The 17,837-nt window shown below is 50.1% G+C and carries 14 protein-coding genes and 1 tRNA gene; all 15 read left to right on the top strand.

Going from position 1 to position 17,837, the window contains the following annotated elements; genetic code table 11:
- The first annotated feature begins 76 nt into the window (after nucleotides 1-76).
- The 15 genes from ACM1ZW_RS10400 to ACM1ZW_RS10330 all read left to right on the top strand — a co-directional run bounded on the left by ACM1ZW_RS10400 (nucleotide 77) and on the right by ACM1ZW_RS10330 (nucleotide 17,538).
- Nucleotides 77-850: an ABC transporter ATP-binding protein gene (locus ACM1ZW_RS10400; protein WP_017336016.1), complete on the top strand. Its 774-nt coding sequence runs from the start codon at nucleotides 77-79 to the stop codon at nucleotides 848-850.
- 13 nt (nucleotides 851-863) lie between these two features.
- Nucleotides 864-1,610, top strand: coding sequence for an ABC transporter substrate-binding protein (locus ACM1ZW_RS10395; RefSeq protein ID WP_017336015.1), 747 nt, complete (start codon nucleotides 864-866; stop codon nucleotides 1,608-1,610).
- 78 nt (nucleotides 1,611-1,688) lie between these two features.
- Complete coding sequence (locus ACM1ZW_RS10390; protein ID WP_017336014.1) at nucleotides 1,689-2,384, top strand: ABC transporter permease; 696 nt, start codon at nucleotides 1,689-1,691, stop codon at nucleotides 2,382-2,384.
- A complete protein-coding gene (locus ACM1ZW_RS10385; RefSeq protein WP_008024975.1) occupies nucleotides 2,381-3,070 on the top strand; it encodes an ABC transporter permease in 690 nt (229 codons plus the stop codon). Before ACM1ZW_RS10390 ends, ACM1ZW_RS10385 begins: the two co-directional genes overlap by 4 nt.
- Nucleotides 3,051-4,280, top strand: a complete 1,230-nt coding sequence (locus ACM1ZW_RS10380; RefSeq protein ID WP_416740501.1) for a methyltransferase — start codon at nucleotides 3,051-3,053, stop codon at nucleotides 4,278-4,280. The genes ACM1ZW_RS10385 and ACM1ZW_RS10380 overlap by 20 nt, the downstream gene beginning before the upstream one ends.
- Nucleotides 4,281-4,578: 298 nt before the next feature.
- The gene (locus ACM1ZW_RS10375; RefSeq protein WP_416740500.1) at nucleotides 4,579-5,820 is read left to right on the top strand and encodes a nucleoside deaminase; all 1,242 of its coding nucleotides are present in this window, start codon (nucleotides 4,579-4,581) and stop codon (nucleotides 5,818-5,820) included.
- Nucleotides 5,821-5,950: 130 nt separating this feature from the next.
- Nucleotides 5,951-6,026 (top strand) — tRNA-Thr (locus ACM1ZW_RS10370).
- A 172-nt stretch (nucleotides 6,027-6,198) separates the two neighbouring features.
- Nucleotides 6,199-7,521 carry a tyrosine-type recombinase/integrase gene (locus ACM1ZW_RS10365; RefSeq protein ID WP_110651109.1) on the top strand — a complete coding sequence of 441 codons (1,323 nt, stop codon included), beginning with the start codon at nucleotides 6,199-6,201 and terminating at the stop codon, nucleotides 7,519-7,521.
- Between the two features lie 652 nt (nucleotides 7,522-8,173).
- Entirely contained in the window at nucleotides 8,174-8,371 is a 198-nt protein-coding gene (locus ACM1ZW_RS10360) for a hypothetical protein (RefSeq protein ID WP_416740499.1), read from the top strand.
- A gap of 10 nt (nucleotides 8,372-8,381) precedes the next feature.
- On the top strand, nucleotides 8,382-9,080 hold the full coding sequence (locus ACM1ZW_RS10355) for a hypothetical protein (protein WP_416740498.1): 699 nt from the start codon (nucleotides 8,382-8,384) through the stop codon (nucleotides 9,078-9,080).
- A gap of 691 nt (nucleotides 9,081-9,771) precedes the next feature.
- Nucleotides 9,772-10,773 carry a hypothetical protein gene (locus tag ACM1ZW_RS10350; RefSeq protein ID WP_416740497.1) on the top strand — a complete coding sequence of 334 codons (1,002 nt, stop codon included), beginning with the start codon at nucleotides 9,772-9,774 and terminating at the stop codon, nucleotides 10,771-10,773.
- A 969-nt stretch (nucleotides 10,774-11,742) separates the two neighbouring features.
- Nucleotides 11,743-12,723, top strand: a complete 981-nt coding sequence (locus ACM1ZW_RS10345) for an integrase domain-containing protein (RefSeq protein ID WP_416740496.1) — start codon at nucleotides 11,743-11,745, stop codon at nucleotides 12,721-12,723.
- Nucleotides 12,720-13,007, top strand: a complete 288-nt coding sequence (locus ACM1ZW_RS10340; RefSeq protein ID WP_416740495.1) for a hypothetical protein — start codon at nucleotides 12,720-12,722, stop codon at nucleotides 13,005-13,007. Before ACM1ZW_RS10345 ends, ACM1ZW_RS10340 begins: the two co-directional genes overlap by 4 nt.
- Nucleotides 13,008-13,420: 413 nt before the next feature.
- Nucleotides 13,421-15,655: an ATP-dependent nuclease gene (locus ACM1ZW_RS10335; RefSeq protein WP_416740494.1), complete on the top strand. Its 2,235-nt coding sequence runs from the start codon at nucleotides 13,421-13,423 to the stop codon at nucleotides 15,653-15,655.
- Nucleotides 15,637-17,538, top strand: coding sequence for a UvrD-helicase domain-containing protein (locus ACM1ZW_RS10330; protein WP_416740493.1), 1,902 nt, complete (start codon nucleotides 15,637-15,639; stop codon nucleotides 17,536-17,538). The genes ACM1ZW_RS10335 and ACM1ZW_RS10330 overlap by 19 nt, the downstream gene beginning before the upstream one ends.
- The last annotated feature ends 299 nt before the right edge of the window (nucleotides 17,539-17,837 follow it).

Below are 17,837 nucleotides of genomic sequence, written 5' to 3'. Positions count from 1 at the left end.
CAGACGCTATGCTAGGTTGGCCGCCTCGCCAGGAAGGCCAACCAACAGCAGGAGCGAAACACTATGAGGAACGCACATGGCTGAGGCCACGCCCGCGCTTGAAATCCGCAACTTGCACAAACGCTACGGACAGCTTGAGGTGCTCAAAGGCATCTCGCTGACCGCCCGCGACGGCGATGTGATCTCGATCCTGGGTTCCTCCGGTTCCGGCAAGTCCACGTTCCTGCGTTGCATCAACCTGCTGGAAAACCCGCACCAGGGCCAGATCCTGGTGGCCGGCGAAGAACTCAAACTCAAAGCCGCCAAGAACGGCGAACTGGTCGCGGCCGACGGCAAGCAGATCAATCGCCTGCGCAGCGAGATTGGTTTTGTGTTTCAAAACTTTAATCTGTGGCCGCACATGAGCGTGCTCGACAACATCATCGAAGCGCCGCGTCGCGTGCTCGGCCAGAGCAAGGCCGAAGCCATCGAAGTCGCCGAAGCCTTGCTGGCCAAGGTCGGTATCGCTGACAAGCGTCACGCCTATCCAGCGCAACTGTCCGGCGGCCAGCAACAACGCGCGGCCATCGCCCGCACGCTGGCGATGCAACCCAAGGTGATCCTGTTCGACGAACCCACCTCCGCCCTTGACCCGGAAATGGTCCAGGAAGTACTTAATGTCATCCGCGCACTGGCCGAAGAAGGCCGCACCATGCTGCTGGTCACCCACGAAATGGGGTTCGCCCGTCAGGTGTCCAGCGAAGTGGTGTTCCTCCACCAGGGCCTGATAGAAGAGCAAGGATCGCCACAGCAGGTGTTTGAAAACCCGCTTTCGGCGCGCTGCAAACAATTCATGTCCAGCAACCGCTAACGGAGCTACCCGCATGCAGAACTACAAAAAGGTCTTCCTGGCAGCCGCCGTCACCCTGGCCTTCAGCGCCGGTGCCATGGCCGAAACCCTGAAGATGGGCATCGAAGCGGCCTACCCGCCGTTCAACAACAAAGATGCCAGTGGCAATGTCGTTGGCTTCGACAAGGAAATCGGCGACGCCCTGTGCGCCAAGATGAAAGTCGAATGCACCGTGGTCACGTCCGACTGGGACGGCATCATCCCGGCCCTGAACGCCAAGAAGTTCGACTTCCTGATCTCCTCGATGTCGATCACCGACGAGCGCAAGCAGGCGGTCGACTTCACCGACCCGTACTACTCGAACAAGCTGCAATTCATCGCGCCGAAAAACGTCGACTTCAAAACCGACAAGGCTGCGCTGCAAGGCAAGGTGATCGGCGCTCAACGCGCGACACTGGCCGGCACCTGGCTTGAAGACAACATGGAAGGCGTTGAAGTCAAACTCTACGACACCCAGGAAAACGCCTACCTCGACCTGACATCCGGTCGCCTGGACGGCATCCTCGCGGACAAATACGTCAACTACGAGTGGCTGAAAAGCGACGCCGGCAAGTCTTACGAGTTCAAAGGCGACCCGGTGGAAGAAAGCGACAAGATCGGTATCGCCGTTCGCAAGAACGACCCGATCCGCGAGAAGCTGAACGTCGCACTGAAAGAAATCGTTGCTGACGGCACCTACAAGAAGATCAACGACAAGTACTTCCCGTTCAGCATCTATTGATACTGACCTGCCTGACTGGCGCCGTTCGCTGACGGCGCCAGTCTCTGGCATTGCCTGCCGCGATTTGAAAAGAAATCCATGATTATCGACCTCTACGGATTCGGCCCGGCGCTCGCCGCTGGCGCGCTGATGACTGTGAAACTGGCACTCTCGGCCCTGTGTCTCGGGCTGGTGCTCGGTTTGCTCGGCGCCTTGGCCAAGACTTCCCCGTACAAGCCGCTGCAATGGCTTGGCGGCACTTATTCGACACTGGTTCGCGGCATCCCGGAATTGCTCTGGGTGCTGTTGATCTACTTCGGCACGGTCAACCTGATGCGTGCCTTGGGCGAGTTTTTCGGCAACCCCGACCTCGAACTCAATGCCTTCGCCGCCGGCGTGATCGCGTTGGGCCTGTGTTTTGGGGCCTACGCCACGGAAGTGTTTCGGGGTGCAATCCTCGCCATTCCCAAAGGTCACCGTGAAGCAGGCGTTGCGTTGGGCCTGTCGAAATTTCGCATCTTCACCCGGCTGATCATGCCGCAGATGTGGCGCATCGCCCTGCCCGGCCTGGGCAACCTGTTCATGATCCTGATGAAAGACACCGCGCTGGTGTCGGTCATCGGCCTGGAAGAAATCATGCGTCACGCGCAAATCGGCGTGACCGTGTCCAAGCAACCGTTCACCTTCTATATGGTGGCGGCATTCATGTACCTGGGCCTGACGATTCTCGCCATGACCGGCATGCACTTCATGGAAAAACGCGCCGCTCGCGGCTTCGCGAGGAGCACCCAATGAACTGGGAAGTCATCATCAAGTGGCTGCCAAAACTGGCCCAGGGCGCAACGCTGACCCTGGAGCTTGTGGCCATTGCCGTGATCGCCGGTCTGTTGCTGGCGATTCCGCTGGGCATCGCGCGCTCGTCGCGCCTGTGGTGGGTGCGCGCATTCCCCTACGGCTACATCTTCTTTTTCCGTGGCACGCCGTTGCTGGTTCAGCTGTTTCTGGTCTACTACGGCCTGGCGCAGTTCGATGCGGTCCGTAACAGCTCGATGTGGCCATACCTGCGCGATCCGTTCTGGTGCGCCACGGCGACCATGACGCTGCACACCGCGGCCTACATCGCCGAGATCCTGCGCGGTGCGATTCAGGCGATTCCGCCGGGTGAAATCGAAGCGGCGCGCGCCCTGGGCATGTCCCGAGCCAAGGCGCTGTTCTACATCATCCTCCCCCGTGCGGCGCGCATCGGTTTGCCGGCGTACAGCAACGAAGTGATCCTGATGCTCAAGGCCAGTGCCCTGGCCAGCACCGTGACCCTGCTGGAATTGACCGGCATGGCCCGCACCATCATTGCCCGAACGTATCTGCCGGTGGAAATCTTCTTTGCCGCGGGCATGTTCTATCTGCTGATGGCTTACGTGCTGGTTCGCGGCTTCAAGCTGCTGGAGCGCTGGTTGCGCGTCGATGCCTGCCAGGGGCGTTGATTCCCGCGTGTTGACGGGCGAGGACTTGCTCGCCCGTTTCACGGCGCTGGATGCTTTTCTGATCGAGCATCAGGCGCTGTGGAAGCCTCGACCGTTTACTCATCTGCGGCTTGCTTGGGAAGCGTCCTACCCGGAGTTGGCGGTATGGCTACGCGGACGTTCGCTGGAAGACGCGGAAAACAGCCATAACCACCCTTGTCTGCTGGATGCACCGGAGCCGTTTGCTTCGCTGGCGACGTTATCCCAAGAGCTGGGCTCCGTGGGCGAGCTGCCGGCTCATGCACTCGAAGCGGCCGGACATCGCTTGAATGTCGATGTGCCGGGACGCAAGTGGCAGCAGATCGAGGCGTTTGCCAGTCGGTTGTCGTTTGCTGTGCCACCCAAACATTGGCTGGACTGGTGTTCTGGCAAGGGCCACCTGGGGCGACGGTTGCTGCAACCCGGCCAATGGCTCACTTGTCTTGAGCACGATCCCGCATTGGTCCTCAGTGGCCAGATGCTCAGCCAGCGTCATCAACTGCATGCACTGCATGTCGAGCAGGATGTTCTTGCGCCTGACGCCGCCACTTTGCTGAACGCCGATCACACTCCTGTCGCACTGCACGCCTGTGGCGATCTGCATGTGCGATTGATTCAGCTCGCCAGCGCCGCCGGGTGCAAACAAATGGCGATTGCGCCGTGTTGCTATAACCGGATCAGTCTTCCTGCGTACCAGCCCGTTTCCTCTGTCGGTTTACGCTCCGACCTACAGCTGTCACTCGATGATCTCTCACTCCCGATGAGCGAAACCGTCACCGCCGGTGCCCGCGTCCGACGTCAGCGCGATACGTCCATGGCCCGACGCCTGGCGTTCGACGTGTTGCAACGACAAGTGCGCGGCGTTGATGAATACCTGCCCACGCCCTCCCTGCCCAGCGCCTGGCTGGACAAATCCTTTGCCGATTACTGCCATCACTTGGCCGCACTTAAAGAGTTATCCACAATCGGCTCGCAGGATTGGTCAGGGCTCGAAGCCGCCGGTTGGAAGCGACTGGCAGAGGTTCGTAATCTGGAGCTGCTACGCGGACTTTTCCGACGCCCGTTGGAGCTCTGGCTGAACCTTGATCGAGCACTTTTCCTCGCCGAGCAGGGTTACACCGTTCGACTCGGCACCTTCTGTGAAACCCCACTCACACCGCGTAATTTCCTGTTGCTGGCGGAACGCATCTAAATGGCCACAGCCTGTGGATAACTCTGTTGATGAAATATCGTGGATCCAATATCCACGGCTGTTTCAGGGCTGAAACCAAACTGTTCAATTTTCGTACACTCGAATAAAAAACCGGAAAAACAGGCATTTGCGAGAAAATGCGAATGGATCCACATTTTCGATCTTAACCACGTGCATCGAAGGCGCCGTTGTGCATAAGCATTAAGCCAAAAGAACATAAACGCTCCTGAAATCCTCGACTATCTTTGCCATGCGCCAGAATTCTCTGGCGTCAGGGACAGCAAGGAGCTGGGAAAACATGAGCACATTGAACAGTGCGCAGGAAGCCGTCGATACCGTCGCCAACGAAGCCATTTACGCTGCGCTGCAGCAAACCTTCGCAGTGGGCGGCGCCATCATCAACAACGCAACGGGCGAGGTCATCGCCGCAATGCACAACAACGTGCTGATGCCTTTTCCCGGCAGCGGCACGACTTACTTTCTACCCCATGACCCGACCGCCCACGGAGAGCGACAGTTGGTGGATTGGTACTACGAAAACGTTGCGCCACTGAACCTGCCGCCGCCCAGCCAACTGACCGTTGTCACCACGCTCGACCCGTGCGCCATGTGCGCCGGCTCGCTGCTGACCGCAGGATTCAACGTCGCAGTCAGTGCGATCGATGACTACGCGGGCATCAACTACAACAGCCTGTTCAACTTTCCGTCGCTGCCGCCGCAAATCCGTCAGCAAGCGCAGAATACGTGGGGCTATTACGCGATTGCAGCGCCGGTCAGCCGCACCTATCAGGGCTCGAACAGTCCTGTTTTTGCCAACCAGACGATCGATTCGGCAGCGTACTTCCTCTGCAGTTCGATCTTCTCCGCCAGCGTCAACACCGTGCGCGATGCCAGTAACAACAGTGGCCTGCCGCCGGATCAATTGAAAAACCCGGCCACCCTGCCGGCCAACAGCAAAGTGCGCCAGGCACTCACGGCGCTCAGCCCGTTTGCGCTGACTGTGCAATCGTCGAACCCGCGCGATCCCGGCGCCGAGCTCGCGCCTCCCCTGCTGAAAACTGCGCAACAAAGCACAGTGTTCAATTCGGTGGCGTTGATCGATCCATTCGGCAACCTGCTGGTGTGTATGGGCGGTGTCGAGAACCAGTCGCCGATTCGTACGGCGTTCATGGAAACGACCCGCGGCTACGCCGTCATGCGCTGGACCCTGATGAACGACCCCGACCCGGCCGTACGCGCCGAAGCCGCGCAATACCTGACGCATCCGAAGTACGGCACCTTCGTCTTCCTCTACGCCCCAGACCCGACAACGCCGCAGGCCGTGATGACCTTCGGCGCCTACGGTTCGACCATGGAAGGCCCCGTGCCGCAGAGCTATCCGTCCAACCTGCAATACGTGCTGCTGCCGGGCAATAGCACCCCGCAAGCGTTGTCGACACTGGCTCAGAACCTGCCGCCGTTCTATACGCAAAGCGTGCAAGTAGCGCCCGCGCAGGTGCTGAGTCAGGACTTGATCAACGCGGTCAAAAACGGCGTGTAAGGCGTCAAAACATCCACCCGTTCCAGCCCCGCAGAAGCGTCTGCGGGGCTGGTCTTACGCCTGCGCAAAAATAGTCTGAATTCAGGGGTTTACAGAACCAACCCAATCGCTATAATCGTCGCCCTAACACGCCGGTATAGCTCAGTTGGTAGAGCAACTGACTTGTAATCAGTAGGTCCCGGGTTCGACTCCTGGTGCCGGCACCATACAAGGTTCCATAGAAGGCTTTCAAAATCTCTGGAACCCCCGAAAAACCCGCCTCTTGGCGGGTTTTTTCGTTTTAGCGTTCCATCGATTTCCGTCAGAAACTGGTGGATTCCAACCGTTTTAAGGGTAGAGTTTGGGATACAGGTCACTTCGATAAAAGGGAGTACCCTTATGTCGCGCACCACAGCTCCGCTCTCCGACGCAGCTTGCCGCTTGGCAAAACCTACAGACCGCGCCTACAAGCTTTTCGACGGCGATGGCCTCTACCTCCTAGTCCAACCCAATGGCCGCAAAGGCTGGCGGCTCCGTTACGTCAAACCTGACGGACGCGAAGGACTGACATCGTTCGGCAACTACCCCGTCATTGGCCTCGCCGATGCGCGCCGCAAGCGTTTGGAAGTTAAACGAATGCTTGCGGATGGCGTTGATCCTATAGAGACCAAGCACCAAGCCAAGGCGGAAGCCGTAATCAAAGGCAGAACCTTTGAAAGCGTTGCGCTCGACTGGCATACGGAAATGTCGGCCAAGTGGGCACCAGGCCATTCCAAGACAGTGATGAGCCGCCTCAAAACCCACGTATTCCCGCTGATCGGCGCACGCGCCATTGTTGATCTCGACACCCATGACCTCATGCAGCCCTTGGAAGCGATCAAGAAGCGCGGAACGATAGACGTAGCTTTAAGGGTACAAAACTACCTGCAGAGCATCATGCGCGAGGCAAAACGCCTCCGGCTTATCACCGCAAACCCTGCTTACGACCTCGAAGGCTTGATCAAAGCCCCGCGGGTGGTACATCGCCCCGCTCTACCCTTATCGCGACTGCCGGAACTACAGGAGCGGATCGACACCTATAAAGGCCGCGCACTTACCCGTCTGACGGTGATGCTATCGCTGCATGTGTTTGTACGCTCCAGCGAACTGCGTTTCGCCCGCTGGAGCGAGTTCGACCTCAAGCGCGGCACCTGGGAGATACCGGACACTCGACCCGCGTTGGAGGGAGTACCCTTTTCCACACGGGGTACGAAGATGGCAGGGGATATCCATTTAGTACCCTTATCGCCGCAAGCAGTGGCGCTACTCGAAAAAATCCATGCACTCACAGGTAAATTCGCATTGGTCTTCGCAGGGGATGCCAAACCCTGGAAGCCCATGTCCGAAAATACCGTGAACAACGCGCTACGGACGATGGGATACGACACCAAAACCGATATCTGCGGGCATGGGTTTCGTTCGATGGCCTGCAGCGCACTGATCGAGTCAGGATTGTGGTCGGAGACAGCCATTGAACGGCAGATGAGCCACAAGGAGCGCAACAACGTCCGCGCCGCTTACATCCACAAGGCCGAGTTCATCGAGGAGCGCAGGCTGATCATGAACTGGTGGAGCCGGTACCTGGAGGCCAACCGGCAGGAGCATGTCACTCCACACGAATTCGCGAACCAGACAGGAGCGAACGTCACTCGCCTAAAAGCAAAACGTGGCGCAACTGAGTAAGCGCTCAATCGTCATATCTCGGTGATCCGCTTGTCCACGCGGCTTCCCCCAAACACGGCTGCAAAGCCGCCCTGTTTGGGGGAACCTCACTTATAAAATCTAATTAGCATTCGGCGGCTCGCGCGCGGCCACTAACCGAGTGATGAATCACCTTCTAAAACTTACATATTGCAGCAACGCCCTACGAGGGCCCTACAACGAACTATCTACTGGGCCGTTATTTTTGCGCCAATCTGCGCCCACCTCTTTCTCTGGAAAAAGGTAGTACTGATATCAATTCCGAAAAGCTAGTAGAAACAAATAACGCAGTCGGCAGCAATAGCGGCAAAGATAATGGTGCCGTTACGCAAGGGGATGGGTTATACCAGTCTGACAACTAGCTTACGGCCCCCCAGGCTTGCTAATTGCAATCTTAAATTATCAAATATTAATAAAATTACGATCACACACTCTAATAGCATGAGGCGCCCCATAAAAATCAATGGTAAAAACTAATCCCTCACAATCTCCACCAATAACAAACCACACACAACAGCCCCTACTATATCCAAAACCATGCATCCAAAACCGAAAACTTGACAGACCCCAAATCGAATACTACCTTTTAACCGTTAAGAGAACACCAATACTTACCTCTGTTAAGGAATTAAAAATGAGTGACGCAACAGAGCTTCCAGAAGACATAAATAAACACTTAATTATTTTAAAGGAAAAACTTGGTGAAGAAGTAGGTACATCAATAGAGAAAACTCTACTGTCAATGCTAAATAATTTAACAGCGGTCTCAACTGCTAATCCTGAACAGGCCTCAGCATTATTCCTTTCACGTCCCTCCGGCTACGTGGATTAGGTGATAAACAATGACCAACTCAAGCCTTCAAATCGAGCTACCCTTTTACCCAAAAAACATCGATTCTTTTTATCAGTTACTCAAAGCAAAAAAAATTGAAAATCTAACTCTCGGGGAGCATCGAAACGTAACCTACTGCGATTCATTCTGGGACACTGCCATGGGAGACCTGCATGCTTCATCGCGAACACTAAGAACGAGATCACGAGAGGGAGGCCCAATTGATTTTTTAGACTATAAAGCTCCGCCCCGTTATGAAATCAATAATTTATTTGCACGTAAACTTGTAAGTGAGCGCATTGTTAATGACGGGGATGCGCTTTCCGCAATCCGACTACAGCGCCACTCCGAACCCATTAAACAACTATTCACGGATCGCCCAGACCTTATAGGATCCCCTCTTTTCGAAGTAGCCAAATGCCTAGTTGAAAGAACCAATTTCGACATACATCACGGAAAGAAACCTCCAATATTAACCATATCAGCACACAAATACAGGTACCTTATAAACAGTAAAGAAACTGAGGATTTTTTTCTAATCGAGGTACAACCAAAAGGAACACAACCTATAAATGAATCGTTCTTGAGTATATTAGCGGCTATAACAACAGCGTTAAAAACAAAAAATTGGAAATTTAGCCCAACCTCCAAGTACTTAAGAATACCAAGAAGCAGCATTGATATAGCCCTTGAAGAGAAGGCTATGTAAATGCAAAGCATTCGAATACTGTGCCAGAACTTATCGTCGAGATATGGTATTGGCAGCACCTTCGACTATGAATGCATGCGACTATTACTCAGTTACACTCTATCTAAATCCGGAAGCACTACTAAAGAAATTATTGGAGACATCTACGCTTTATCAGCAATTCTAAACGAAAAAAACAACCTATCCATAATAGAATACAACAACACATCATCTCCCGCGCCTCAACTACTACCAAGCATCGGCAACAACTTAAAAATATATAAAAAGCAATTCAGAGAAATACAACCATATCTTACTAGTACACCGTCTTCGGACGGAAATCCTTTCTCAACTTTTTTGTATGTAATCTGCCCTAATGTGGGATTCAGGGGTTTATCAATACCAGTTAAGATTGAGGATTATATTGTAAAGCGTACGCCAAAAAAAGGCAGAATAGTGCATCCTTCATTAGCATATGATGATGATTTTCTTGCCCTTAGCGCAGGAGAATATTCAATTATAGAAAATTCAAGATACAAAAAAAAGATATTATTTATTAACACCTGCTCCGGCCATTACACTCCAAAAAGCTTAACCCCAAATACACTTCATCAGACCCTAAGATCGACGCTGAAAAATTACGACGACTATTTAATGATACTTCTAACCACGAATGGATGCGCATTTAGCGCCGAACTAATGGAAGACAACCATGAAGGTTACCGAGCTAATTTCATATTGTAAAAATCTAGTAGAAAGCGCGCCAACCATGGACCATAATGATTCAGCTTGCGCCGACTATGCCTACAATACACTATTATCATTGCCGCATATTTCTGACGAACTTATCAATGAATTAATTTACAGGTGTTCAATCGAACCCAGTATTGTTGCGAGTGCCGGGCATGAAAATTTTGGCGAGCCCTCTATCATTCTTGGCGATGCCAACGGCTGGATTGCGGAAATAATAAGTTGGGACACAATGGTTACCTCCATTCATGAACATTCGAATTTTGGTGCATTCAAAACATTAAATGGTTCAAGAATTCATTTCACTTTTATTTTTTTAGAACAAAAACATATTAATTTAGATAGCACCATCAAGCTGGGTAACCTGGAATGCGTCAGCATAGAAGAGCTACCTCCTGGCAGTACGACAAAAGTTTTGAAACGGAGCGATTTTATTCATAGCATTTGGCCAATTTCCGGCCGAGCCACTACATTTGTGTTAAGAAAAAAGGGGCCCAATGATTCCTGGGGTTATTTCCCTAAAAGTATATGTTACGATGTCCGACTTGCAGAGAACTACATTAATGAACGCATAAGATATTTAAAAGATCTAAGGCGATATTCAGAAAAATTATACTCAGACTCTTTGGTGAAAATGTTTTTAACCGCACCAATGGCAGCTAGTGTTCACCTGATAACTTCGTTGGGAATATCTAAAAAAGATCATTTTTTCACAGACCTCATTTCCGCCTCCACTGAGAGGAGTGAGGAACTAGCAAGGTGCCTTATCGAAACATCTGAAATTGATAGCTTCTTTGGGACGATTTTTTTAATGAGAGCTAAAGCTCTATACCCTGAGCATCAAAGAGCATTAGCCTTCACATTTTACTCAAAATTTATACCAGACATACCTAAAGACACATTTATAGCAATTGGATTACCAAAAACATCAGGCTCTATAGCGAGTCAAGGCGACTATCTTTAGCCGCTGATGACCAATTCGGCGAAAGCATCCTACTACCTTATTATTCCGGTATTGGGCAGTAAATTTTCTATACTAACCATTTTCGCGTGGCGCAATGTGATCGGCGCACGACTTATAGCACAGCATCGCCCTTGCTGCCCCAGTGGGTCCTTCTTGTTCGCAATGACCATATTTACTATGGAGAAGCACCGTAGTTCAGGCGCATCTAGCCGTCAATTTTACCGCGTACGACCGGGGTGCTTTCGTGCTTGACCCACTGTGAGCAGCGGCGTAAATATAGAGGCGCAAAACGCTGTCGTTGACAGCAACCCAGGTAGCCAGAACCTTTAAGGCTACGCCACACCGTGGTGGTTCACCCAAAGTGCGATTAGCGTCCGGCGGCTCGCACGGTCACAGCGATGTGATGGATGCCTACTTTTATCAGTGTGCCCACTGCGGCAACTCATACCCTTTCATAGCTGCCCTACGGCAACCTATTCGCTTGGCCATTTCATTGCGCCAACCTGCGCCCGTCTCTTTCTCCCGGAAAGAGACGGGCGCTCCTACCGTTGCTGCAGCCCAACTCGTACAAGGCTTTGCGGCATTCCCCCTCGTGACAATCGGCGTGACAAACACCGATGTCACCAGCAACAGCGATGTAGATGATGGTGCCGCAGCCCAAGGAATGGACTGCACCTGACTGACAGTCAGGCATGCCCCGGTCATCACATAGCTGCCTTCACCCAACTCAGGAACTCGCGGCGTCGGTCTCGTCAGCCAGCGCAGCCTCCACCCGCCCACTTCTTCGGAAGTGCTCAGGAGGCCAGATCATGAGATGCCCAAGCTCCCGGTCGTAAGGAGCCGCCAGTCCCGCGTTAGTGGACAACCCTCACAGGTCGCAGGGGCCTTGATCCCTGATAACACTCAACATTCGTGGCGGGATGACGTGGGGAAAGTTTTAAAAGTTTTGGCTTCGAGAAGAGTTCGATCATGGCACTGGTGGGCAGGCGAGATGGACGCAATTTTGGCTACGGTCGGCAGTTGAGCTATGCCGGGCCACAGGCATTGAAAGATCTGTTTGGCGGTGGGCATTACGGGACCGTCAAGGCACACAGTGATCGCTGGCAAGCATTTGTGCGTTGGTGTCGGTCGGAGGATGGACCAGGATTTAACGATGCGCGGCAGATTAATTGGCAGACCTTGCTGGACTACGTCGGACATCTACGCCAACAAGTTGAACGAGGCGAGCTGGCCATCGCGACTGCGCAAAACCGGTTGTCCAGTGTGAATCGGACCATGGCCGCGCTTCGCGGTGATCAGTATGTGAAAGTGCCGAGCCCGAGTAAGGCGCTGGGAATACAGCGCACCAGTGTTCGTCGTTCAGTGCCGCAAGGCCAAGACCGCGAACAGGTGAAGCGGATCGTAGAGGTTTTTTGCGAACACCAAATGCCGCGCGCCGCGGCCATCGCTCAGTTAGCGCGAGCCACCGGCATGCGCTTACGCGAGGCTATTTTGGCCGACCTACCACGCCTAAAACGTGAGGCAGAACAGTACGGCAAGATCAACATCCAGGATGGCACCAAAGGTGGCCGTTCAGGTGCGTCGGCACCTCGCTGGATTACGGCAGATGATCATATTCATGACGTACTGAGGTTTGCCGAACAGATCTCGCCCGACGGTAGCCGTAACCTGCTTGCACCGAACGAAAGCTACTTCGATTTCCAACAGCGAATCGTGCGCCCCGCACGGGACATCCTCCATAAGCACAACCTCAAAGGCTTCCACGAATTGCGGGCAGCCTATGCGTGCGAACGCTATGAGCAAATCACCCATCATCTCGTCCCCATCAACGGAGGCCATTGCTATCAACTCGACCGACGCCTAGATCAGGATGCCCGACTGCAAATCAGCTGCGAGCTAGGGCATCGCCGTATCGACGTGGTGTCGGCTTACATTGGTGGTCGAGTATGAGCAAGCCATTCGATATGGAGCTTTTCCTGGCAGGTGTACTGACGGGGTCGCACTCCACGCGCCAGCGTCACCTTCGCCAAGCGAAGGCTATGCAGATGGCGATTGCTAGGCGCTGGCACCGAGATAATCCATGGACCTGGCAGCAAAAACACCTCGTATGGTTTCTAAATTTGCATCTAAATCAGCGCACCCAGCCGACGCGATATTACTATCTGCTAACCGTTCAGTTAGTCGCTATCCGCCTCGGTAAAACTTGGCGCTTCGAGAGGGTGGACACACGCTAAGCTGATAGCGAACATTGATTAAGATTCGGAACAACCAATACTGAATGTCCTGTTTGCGTGGATGCTCACAATGGAGGCGTCCCTTCACTCAGGAGGTTTTGGTTCCGGCAGGCAATCCGCACGCACCGAGAGTGGGAAATCACCAACTTAGCTCCGCCCCTTCCAGCTCGGCCTTGGGATGCCGGCCCCTGCTATCTCAGGGTCTTGCTATCGCTTCCAAGCGAAGCTAATGTGCCATCACTGGCATTTTCCTTCGCACCCGTTTACGCACAAACCACTGGGTAGAACGGATTCTGATGGCCCGCAAAGGAGAGCTTAAATGTCACCCTGATGCTCAGAAGTAATCCAACTGCCAGCTCGACTTAACTGCAGGAACAACAATAAACCGAAATCGCTTAAGAAAGGACGCTGCAATGCGAGTGATCAAGATCAAAGTTCACAATTTCAGACTTCTTAAGGATTTAACAGTCGATTTAGAAAAGAACCTATCGCTAATAATTGGAAAAAACAACTGTGGTAAAACATCATTCCTGCTTTGCTTAGAAAAATTCATAGGCAGTAGTGCACCAAAAAACAACTTTACCTTTGAAGACCTTAATAGCGAAGCAAAAGACCACATACTTAAGGTAGTGGATAACGAGCTCCCCAACAATCAAACTTTGGGCATCTCCTTACAAATATTCATTGAGTATGACGAGCATGATGACCTAGGAAATATCGGCGACAAGGTCATTATGGACCTTGACCCGGACAACAAGTTTGTAGTTCTGACTTTCGATTACAAAGTTACACCCGAAGATATTCAAAGTATTGCTGCAGATTATAGAAAAGTTAAAGCAAAAAAGGTTGACGAGGGAAAAACCCCAAAAAGCCTTTTTGACTACATGAAAGAAAATCACACACGTTATTTTTCTATAACTAGACGAAGTGTGCGATATGACATCACGACAAAAGATATCGACATAAATGATTTTGTTGATTTGGATGCCGAAGGGATAAAAATCTCCAAACTAATAAATTTCAAATGGATCAGTGCACGCCGAAATGTATCCAACAAAGATACTGATAACTCGCTCTCAATGCTATCTGCAAAGATATACAAGAAGCTGGAAGCAACTAACCCGAACGAAAGTATCGTAGAAGAATTTAAAGACACTCTAACAGATACAGACACTCAGCTAAATATAGTGTATGAAAAAATCTTCAAGGACGTTATAGATGACGTTAAAAAATTCGGCGGGGTAAGCCAGAATGATTCCGTCATCAAAATTGTGTCATCCCTTCAGCATCGTGATTTACTGGAGGAAAACACTACTGTGATGTACGGCCTAGGGGCTGGCGAACATAACTTACCGGAAAATTACAACGGCCTAGGATACCTTAACCTTATAAGCATGATATTTGAAATAAAGCTTAAACTTCATGACTTTCACAAGGACGTTAATGAAACACCTTCAGACATAAACATTTTATTCATTGAAGAACCTGAAGCGCACACCCACCCACAACTTCAACGAATTTTCATAAAAAACATCAAATCTCTCCTCAGGCCGGGAATTAGAAGAGATGATGGTACTACTCGGGGCTTACAAACAATATTAAGTACCCACTCGTCCTACATCGTATCAGAGAGCGACTTTGAAGATATAAAATATTTCAAAAAATCAGATGACTGTGTGACCTCCAAAAATTTAAAAGACCTGAAAGATTACTACGAAGACGGGCAGCACTACACTTTCCTTAAGCAATACCTAACTATACATAGATCAGAGTTATTTTTCGCAGACAAGGCCGTTTTCATCGAAGGAGACACCGAGCGCGTCTTGCTCCCTGCGATGATGATGAAGGTGGACCAGGAAGATGTTATTAAAGACCTGCGTACCGGCTCAAAGAGCCCCATACCGCTTCTATCGCAAAACATATCGATGATTGAGGTTGGTGCATACTCACATATTTTTGAAAAATTTGTTAACTTCATTGGAGTACGCTCACTCATCATTACTGATATTGATGCCGCAAATGAGCATCCAGTACTAGATGACAATGGCGTCGCAAAAACAAACGCGGACGGAACGGCAAAGACTGAGCTAAAAAAATGCAAAGTAGAGCATGGGACTTCCACTACAAACGCGTCTCTAAACTTCTTTTTTAACAACAAAAGCTTAGCTTTCTATACTGGACTCTCTTATAAAGATAAGATACTCACAAAGGAGAGCAACTCTAAGTGGACTCAACAAGAAGGTGGCGACCTATTTTGTGCATATCAAACTTTGGAGAAGGATTCAACGGGTGCAGATTATCATGCGAGAAGCTTTGAGGACTCTTTCTTCCATATAAACAGAGCGTTCATAAAAGACTTAGCTTTTGATCAGCATTCAAAGTTCATAGGAAATACAAAATTTCCATCGCTTGTCCAGGTTCACTTGAAGGATTTTGCTAACTCCAAGACAGACGCTTACACTTGCGCAACGAAAGCTGTGGGCAGCAAACCCTCCTTCGCTATGGAAATCCTGCTTAATAGCACAATCACTCCAACTACGGTTATTGACATTGAAAGTGGTAACGATATTACCGTCGATGTTGAGTTCTCTAATTGGTCTACTCCTGCATATATCAAGGAGGCATTGACATGGCTGAAGCAAGACTAAATCTAGAGCCGGAAGTACAGGAAATTTTCAAGCACATCGACAACGGGGAAAACTTTTTACTTAGCGGAGGTGCGGGAAGCGGGAAGACTTATTCGTTAGTGCACGTCATTAAACAAGTCCTACGCGAGCATCCTTGTAGCAAAGTGGCATGTATGACGTATACAAATGCGGCAGTGGCAGAAATCAATAGCAGAATTACAGACTCTCGTTTAAATGTCGGCACCATCCATGAATTTCTTTGGGACTTAATTCGCCCATTTAAAATCGAGCTAATGTGGTCGTTAATAGCATCGTTGAGAAGCGATGACCCGGACTCAATAAAAAATCCGGACGAGAATTTCGATCCTCATACTCTGCTCGGCCTAGAGGTTCAATATAAAGAATATACATTAGTCAGAGAAGCCATAATTTCCCACGACGAAGTCCTGATACTGGCTCGCGCTATGTTTAAGTCCCATCCAAAACTTTGTGATATAGCGAAAGATAGATACAAATTTATATTTATCGATGAATACCAAGACACTTCCGAAGCGGTTGTCGAGATATTTTTGGAGCATTTCTTGCAGGGCGTAAAAAGAAACATTGTCGGTTTTTTTGGCGACGCCATGCAATCAATATATCCAGATGGCGTGGGCAACCTAAACAAATATATCGCTCTTAAGCGAGTCGTTGAAGTTCAAAAAACCCAAAACAGACGAAACCCTCGTTTAGTTTATGAATTGGCAAACCGATTGAGGACTGATGGACTCGAGCAGCAAGCATCACTTGATGACACCGCTCCAAATATGCTGAATGGCAAAGTCATAGATGGCGAAGTGAGATTTATTTATAGTGAAGGAGAAGACGATAAATTAACAAAAGTTAAAGAGGCCCTAGGCTGGAACTTTAACGATAGCAGAGAGAACAAAGAACTAAACTTAACTCATAACTTAATTGCACCAAAAGCGGGCTTCCCGGAGCTAATGCTCATATATGACGGAGACAAGGTACTAGAATATCGCGACCGCATCAAAAAATATATCAAAGCCAATAACATATCCGACGACTTCTCAACATACACATTTGGAGAAGTAATTCAGCATCTGTTGGATAATTTTCCGGTCGACGCAAAAAAAATCAATCCGACGCCCGCGATGCAAAATTTCATTGCCGAAAATCCTGAGCTTTTCATACGAGCAAAGGAGGAGAACTATGGGATTTTCCGCCGAATATACTTAACCAAAGATGCGTTAATAGATGATAAAAAAGACAACCCCGATGGATCAGCGAAAGCAGGTAGCAAAAGAGATGCCCTGATAAAGCACTTATTCAAGATACAAGATATCTTAAGCCTCTATGAGAGACAAAAATACAACGAGTTCTTGAAGCGTACCGAATTCAAAATAAGAACTATAGGCGACAAACGAAAACTTAAGCTTATTATTGATCAGCTTCGCAACATGTCCACCTCTGACATTGGGTCTGTAATCGATAAAGCGGACGAATTAGGCATCTGTAGGAAAGATGATAAATTAGCAATTTTCATTACCAAAAACAGCTATGTATATGACCAAGTTGTGAAAGTAAAATTTAGTGAATTCCAAAAGCTTTACTCTTATCTTGAAGGATACACCCCGTTTTCTACCCAGCACAAAATCAAAGGCGCAGAGTTTGATAATGTTCTTGTAGTTTTAGACAATGGCAACTGGTCAAGCTATAACTTCGATTACATATTTAAAGGAGAAGGTACCGCTTCTGTAATAGAGCGTACAAAAAAACTTTTTTATGTCTGCACCACTAGATCAAAAAAATGTTTGGCCATATATTACAAAAATCCAAATAGCACAGCTATTGCCACGGCAATAAAATGGTTTGGTGAGGATGCTGTAAAACCTATCACCTAACGCCCGCTTTTCTTACTACCGGAAGTTGCTTAGCTTTTATTACCAAACGTCCCATTTGGTAGACGAGAACTGGTCATTCTTTGTAACAGTCAATCCGCGTGATCTTTTCACTAGGATTGACGGATTAATGCACAAGGCCAGTTTCCTTCATAAGGATAGTTTTAGAGATAGAAACTCGACCGCTGAAACGAAATTAATTTTCAAATCAATTACCTACAGATTTTTTCGACTCCTGGTGCCGCACCATACAAAACGAAGCCCTCGTGGAAATATGAGGGCTTTGTTGTTTCTGGGGTTTG

The sequence above is a fragment of the Pseudomonas sp. NFX71 genome (assembly GCF_048079215.1).
Classification (GTDB): domain Bacteria; phylum Pseudomonadota; class Gammaproteobacteria; order Pseudomonadales; family Pseudomonadaceae; genus Aquipseudomonas; species Aquipseudomonas fluorescens_B.
This window is presented reverse-complemented; position numbering and strand designations above follow the sequence as displayed.

Coding starts and splice junctions, on each gene's coding strand:
- ACM1ZW_RS10400 (WP_017336016.1), top strand. CDS start 77: ATGGCTGAGGCCACGCCCGCGCTTGAAATCCGCAACTTGCACAAACGC.
- ACM1ZW_RS10395 (WP_017336015.1), top strand. CDS start 864: ATGCAGAACTACAAAAAGGTCTTCCTGGCAGCCGCCGTCACCCTGGCC.
- ACM1ZW_RS10390 (WP_017336014.1), top strand. CDS start 1,689: ATGATTATCGACCTCTACGGATTCGGCCCGGCGCTCGCCGCTGGCGCG.
- ACM1ZW_RS10385 (WP_008024975.1), top strand. CDS start 2,381: ATGAACTGGGAAGTCATCATCAAGTGGCTGCCAAAACTGGCCCAGGGC.
- ACM1ZW_RS10380 (WP_416740501.1), top strand. CDS start 3,051: ATGCCTGCCAGGGGCGTTGATTCCCGCGTGTTGACGGGCGAGGACTTG.
- ACM1ZW_RS10375 (WP_416740500.1), top strand. CDS start 4,579: ATGAGCACATTGAACAGTGCGCAGGAAGCCGTCGATACCGTCGCCAAC.
- ACM1ZW_RS10365 (WP_110651109.1), top strand. CDS start 6,199: ATGTCGCGCACCACAGCTCCGCTCTCCGACGCAGCTTGCCGCTTGGCA.
- ACM1ZW_RS10360 (WP_416740499.1), top strand. CDS start 8,174: ATGAGTGACGCAACAGAGCTTCCAGAAGACATAAATAAACACTTAATT.
- ACM1ZW_RS10355 (WP_416740498.1), top strand. CDS start 8,382: ATGACCAACTCAAGCCTTCAAATCGAGCTACCCTTTTACCCAAAAAAC.
- ACM1ZW_RS10350 (WP_416740497.1), top strand. CDS start 9,772: ATGAAGGTTACCGAGCTAATTTCATATTGTAAAAATCTAGTAGAAAGC.
- ACM1ZW_RS10345 (WP_416740496.1), top strand. CDS start 11,743: ATGGCACTGGTGGGCAGGCGAGATGGACGCAATTTTGGCTACGGTCGG.
- ACM1ZW_RS10340 (WP_416740495.1), top strand. CDS start 12,720: ATGAGCAAGCCATTCGATATGGAGCTTTTCCTGGCAGGTGTACTGACG.
- ACM1ZW_RS10335 (WP_416740494.1), top strand. CDS start 13,421: ATGCGAGTGATCAAGATCAAAGTTCACAATTTCAGACTTCTTAAGGAT.
- ACM1ZW_RS10330 (WP_416740493.1), top strand. CDS start 15,637: ATGGCTGAAGCAAGACTAAATCTAGAGCCGGAAGTACAGGAAATTTTC.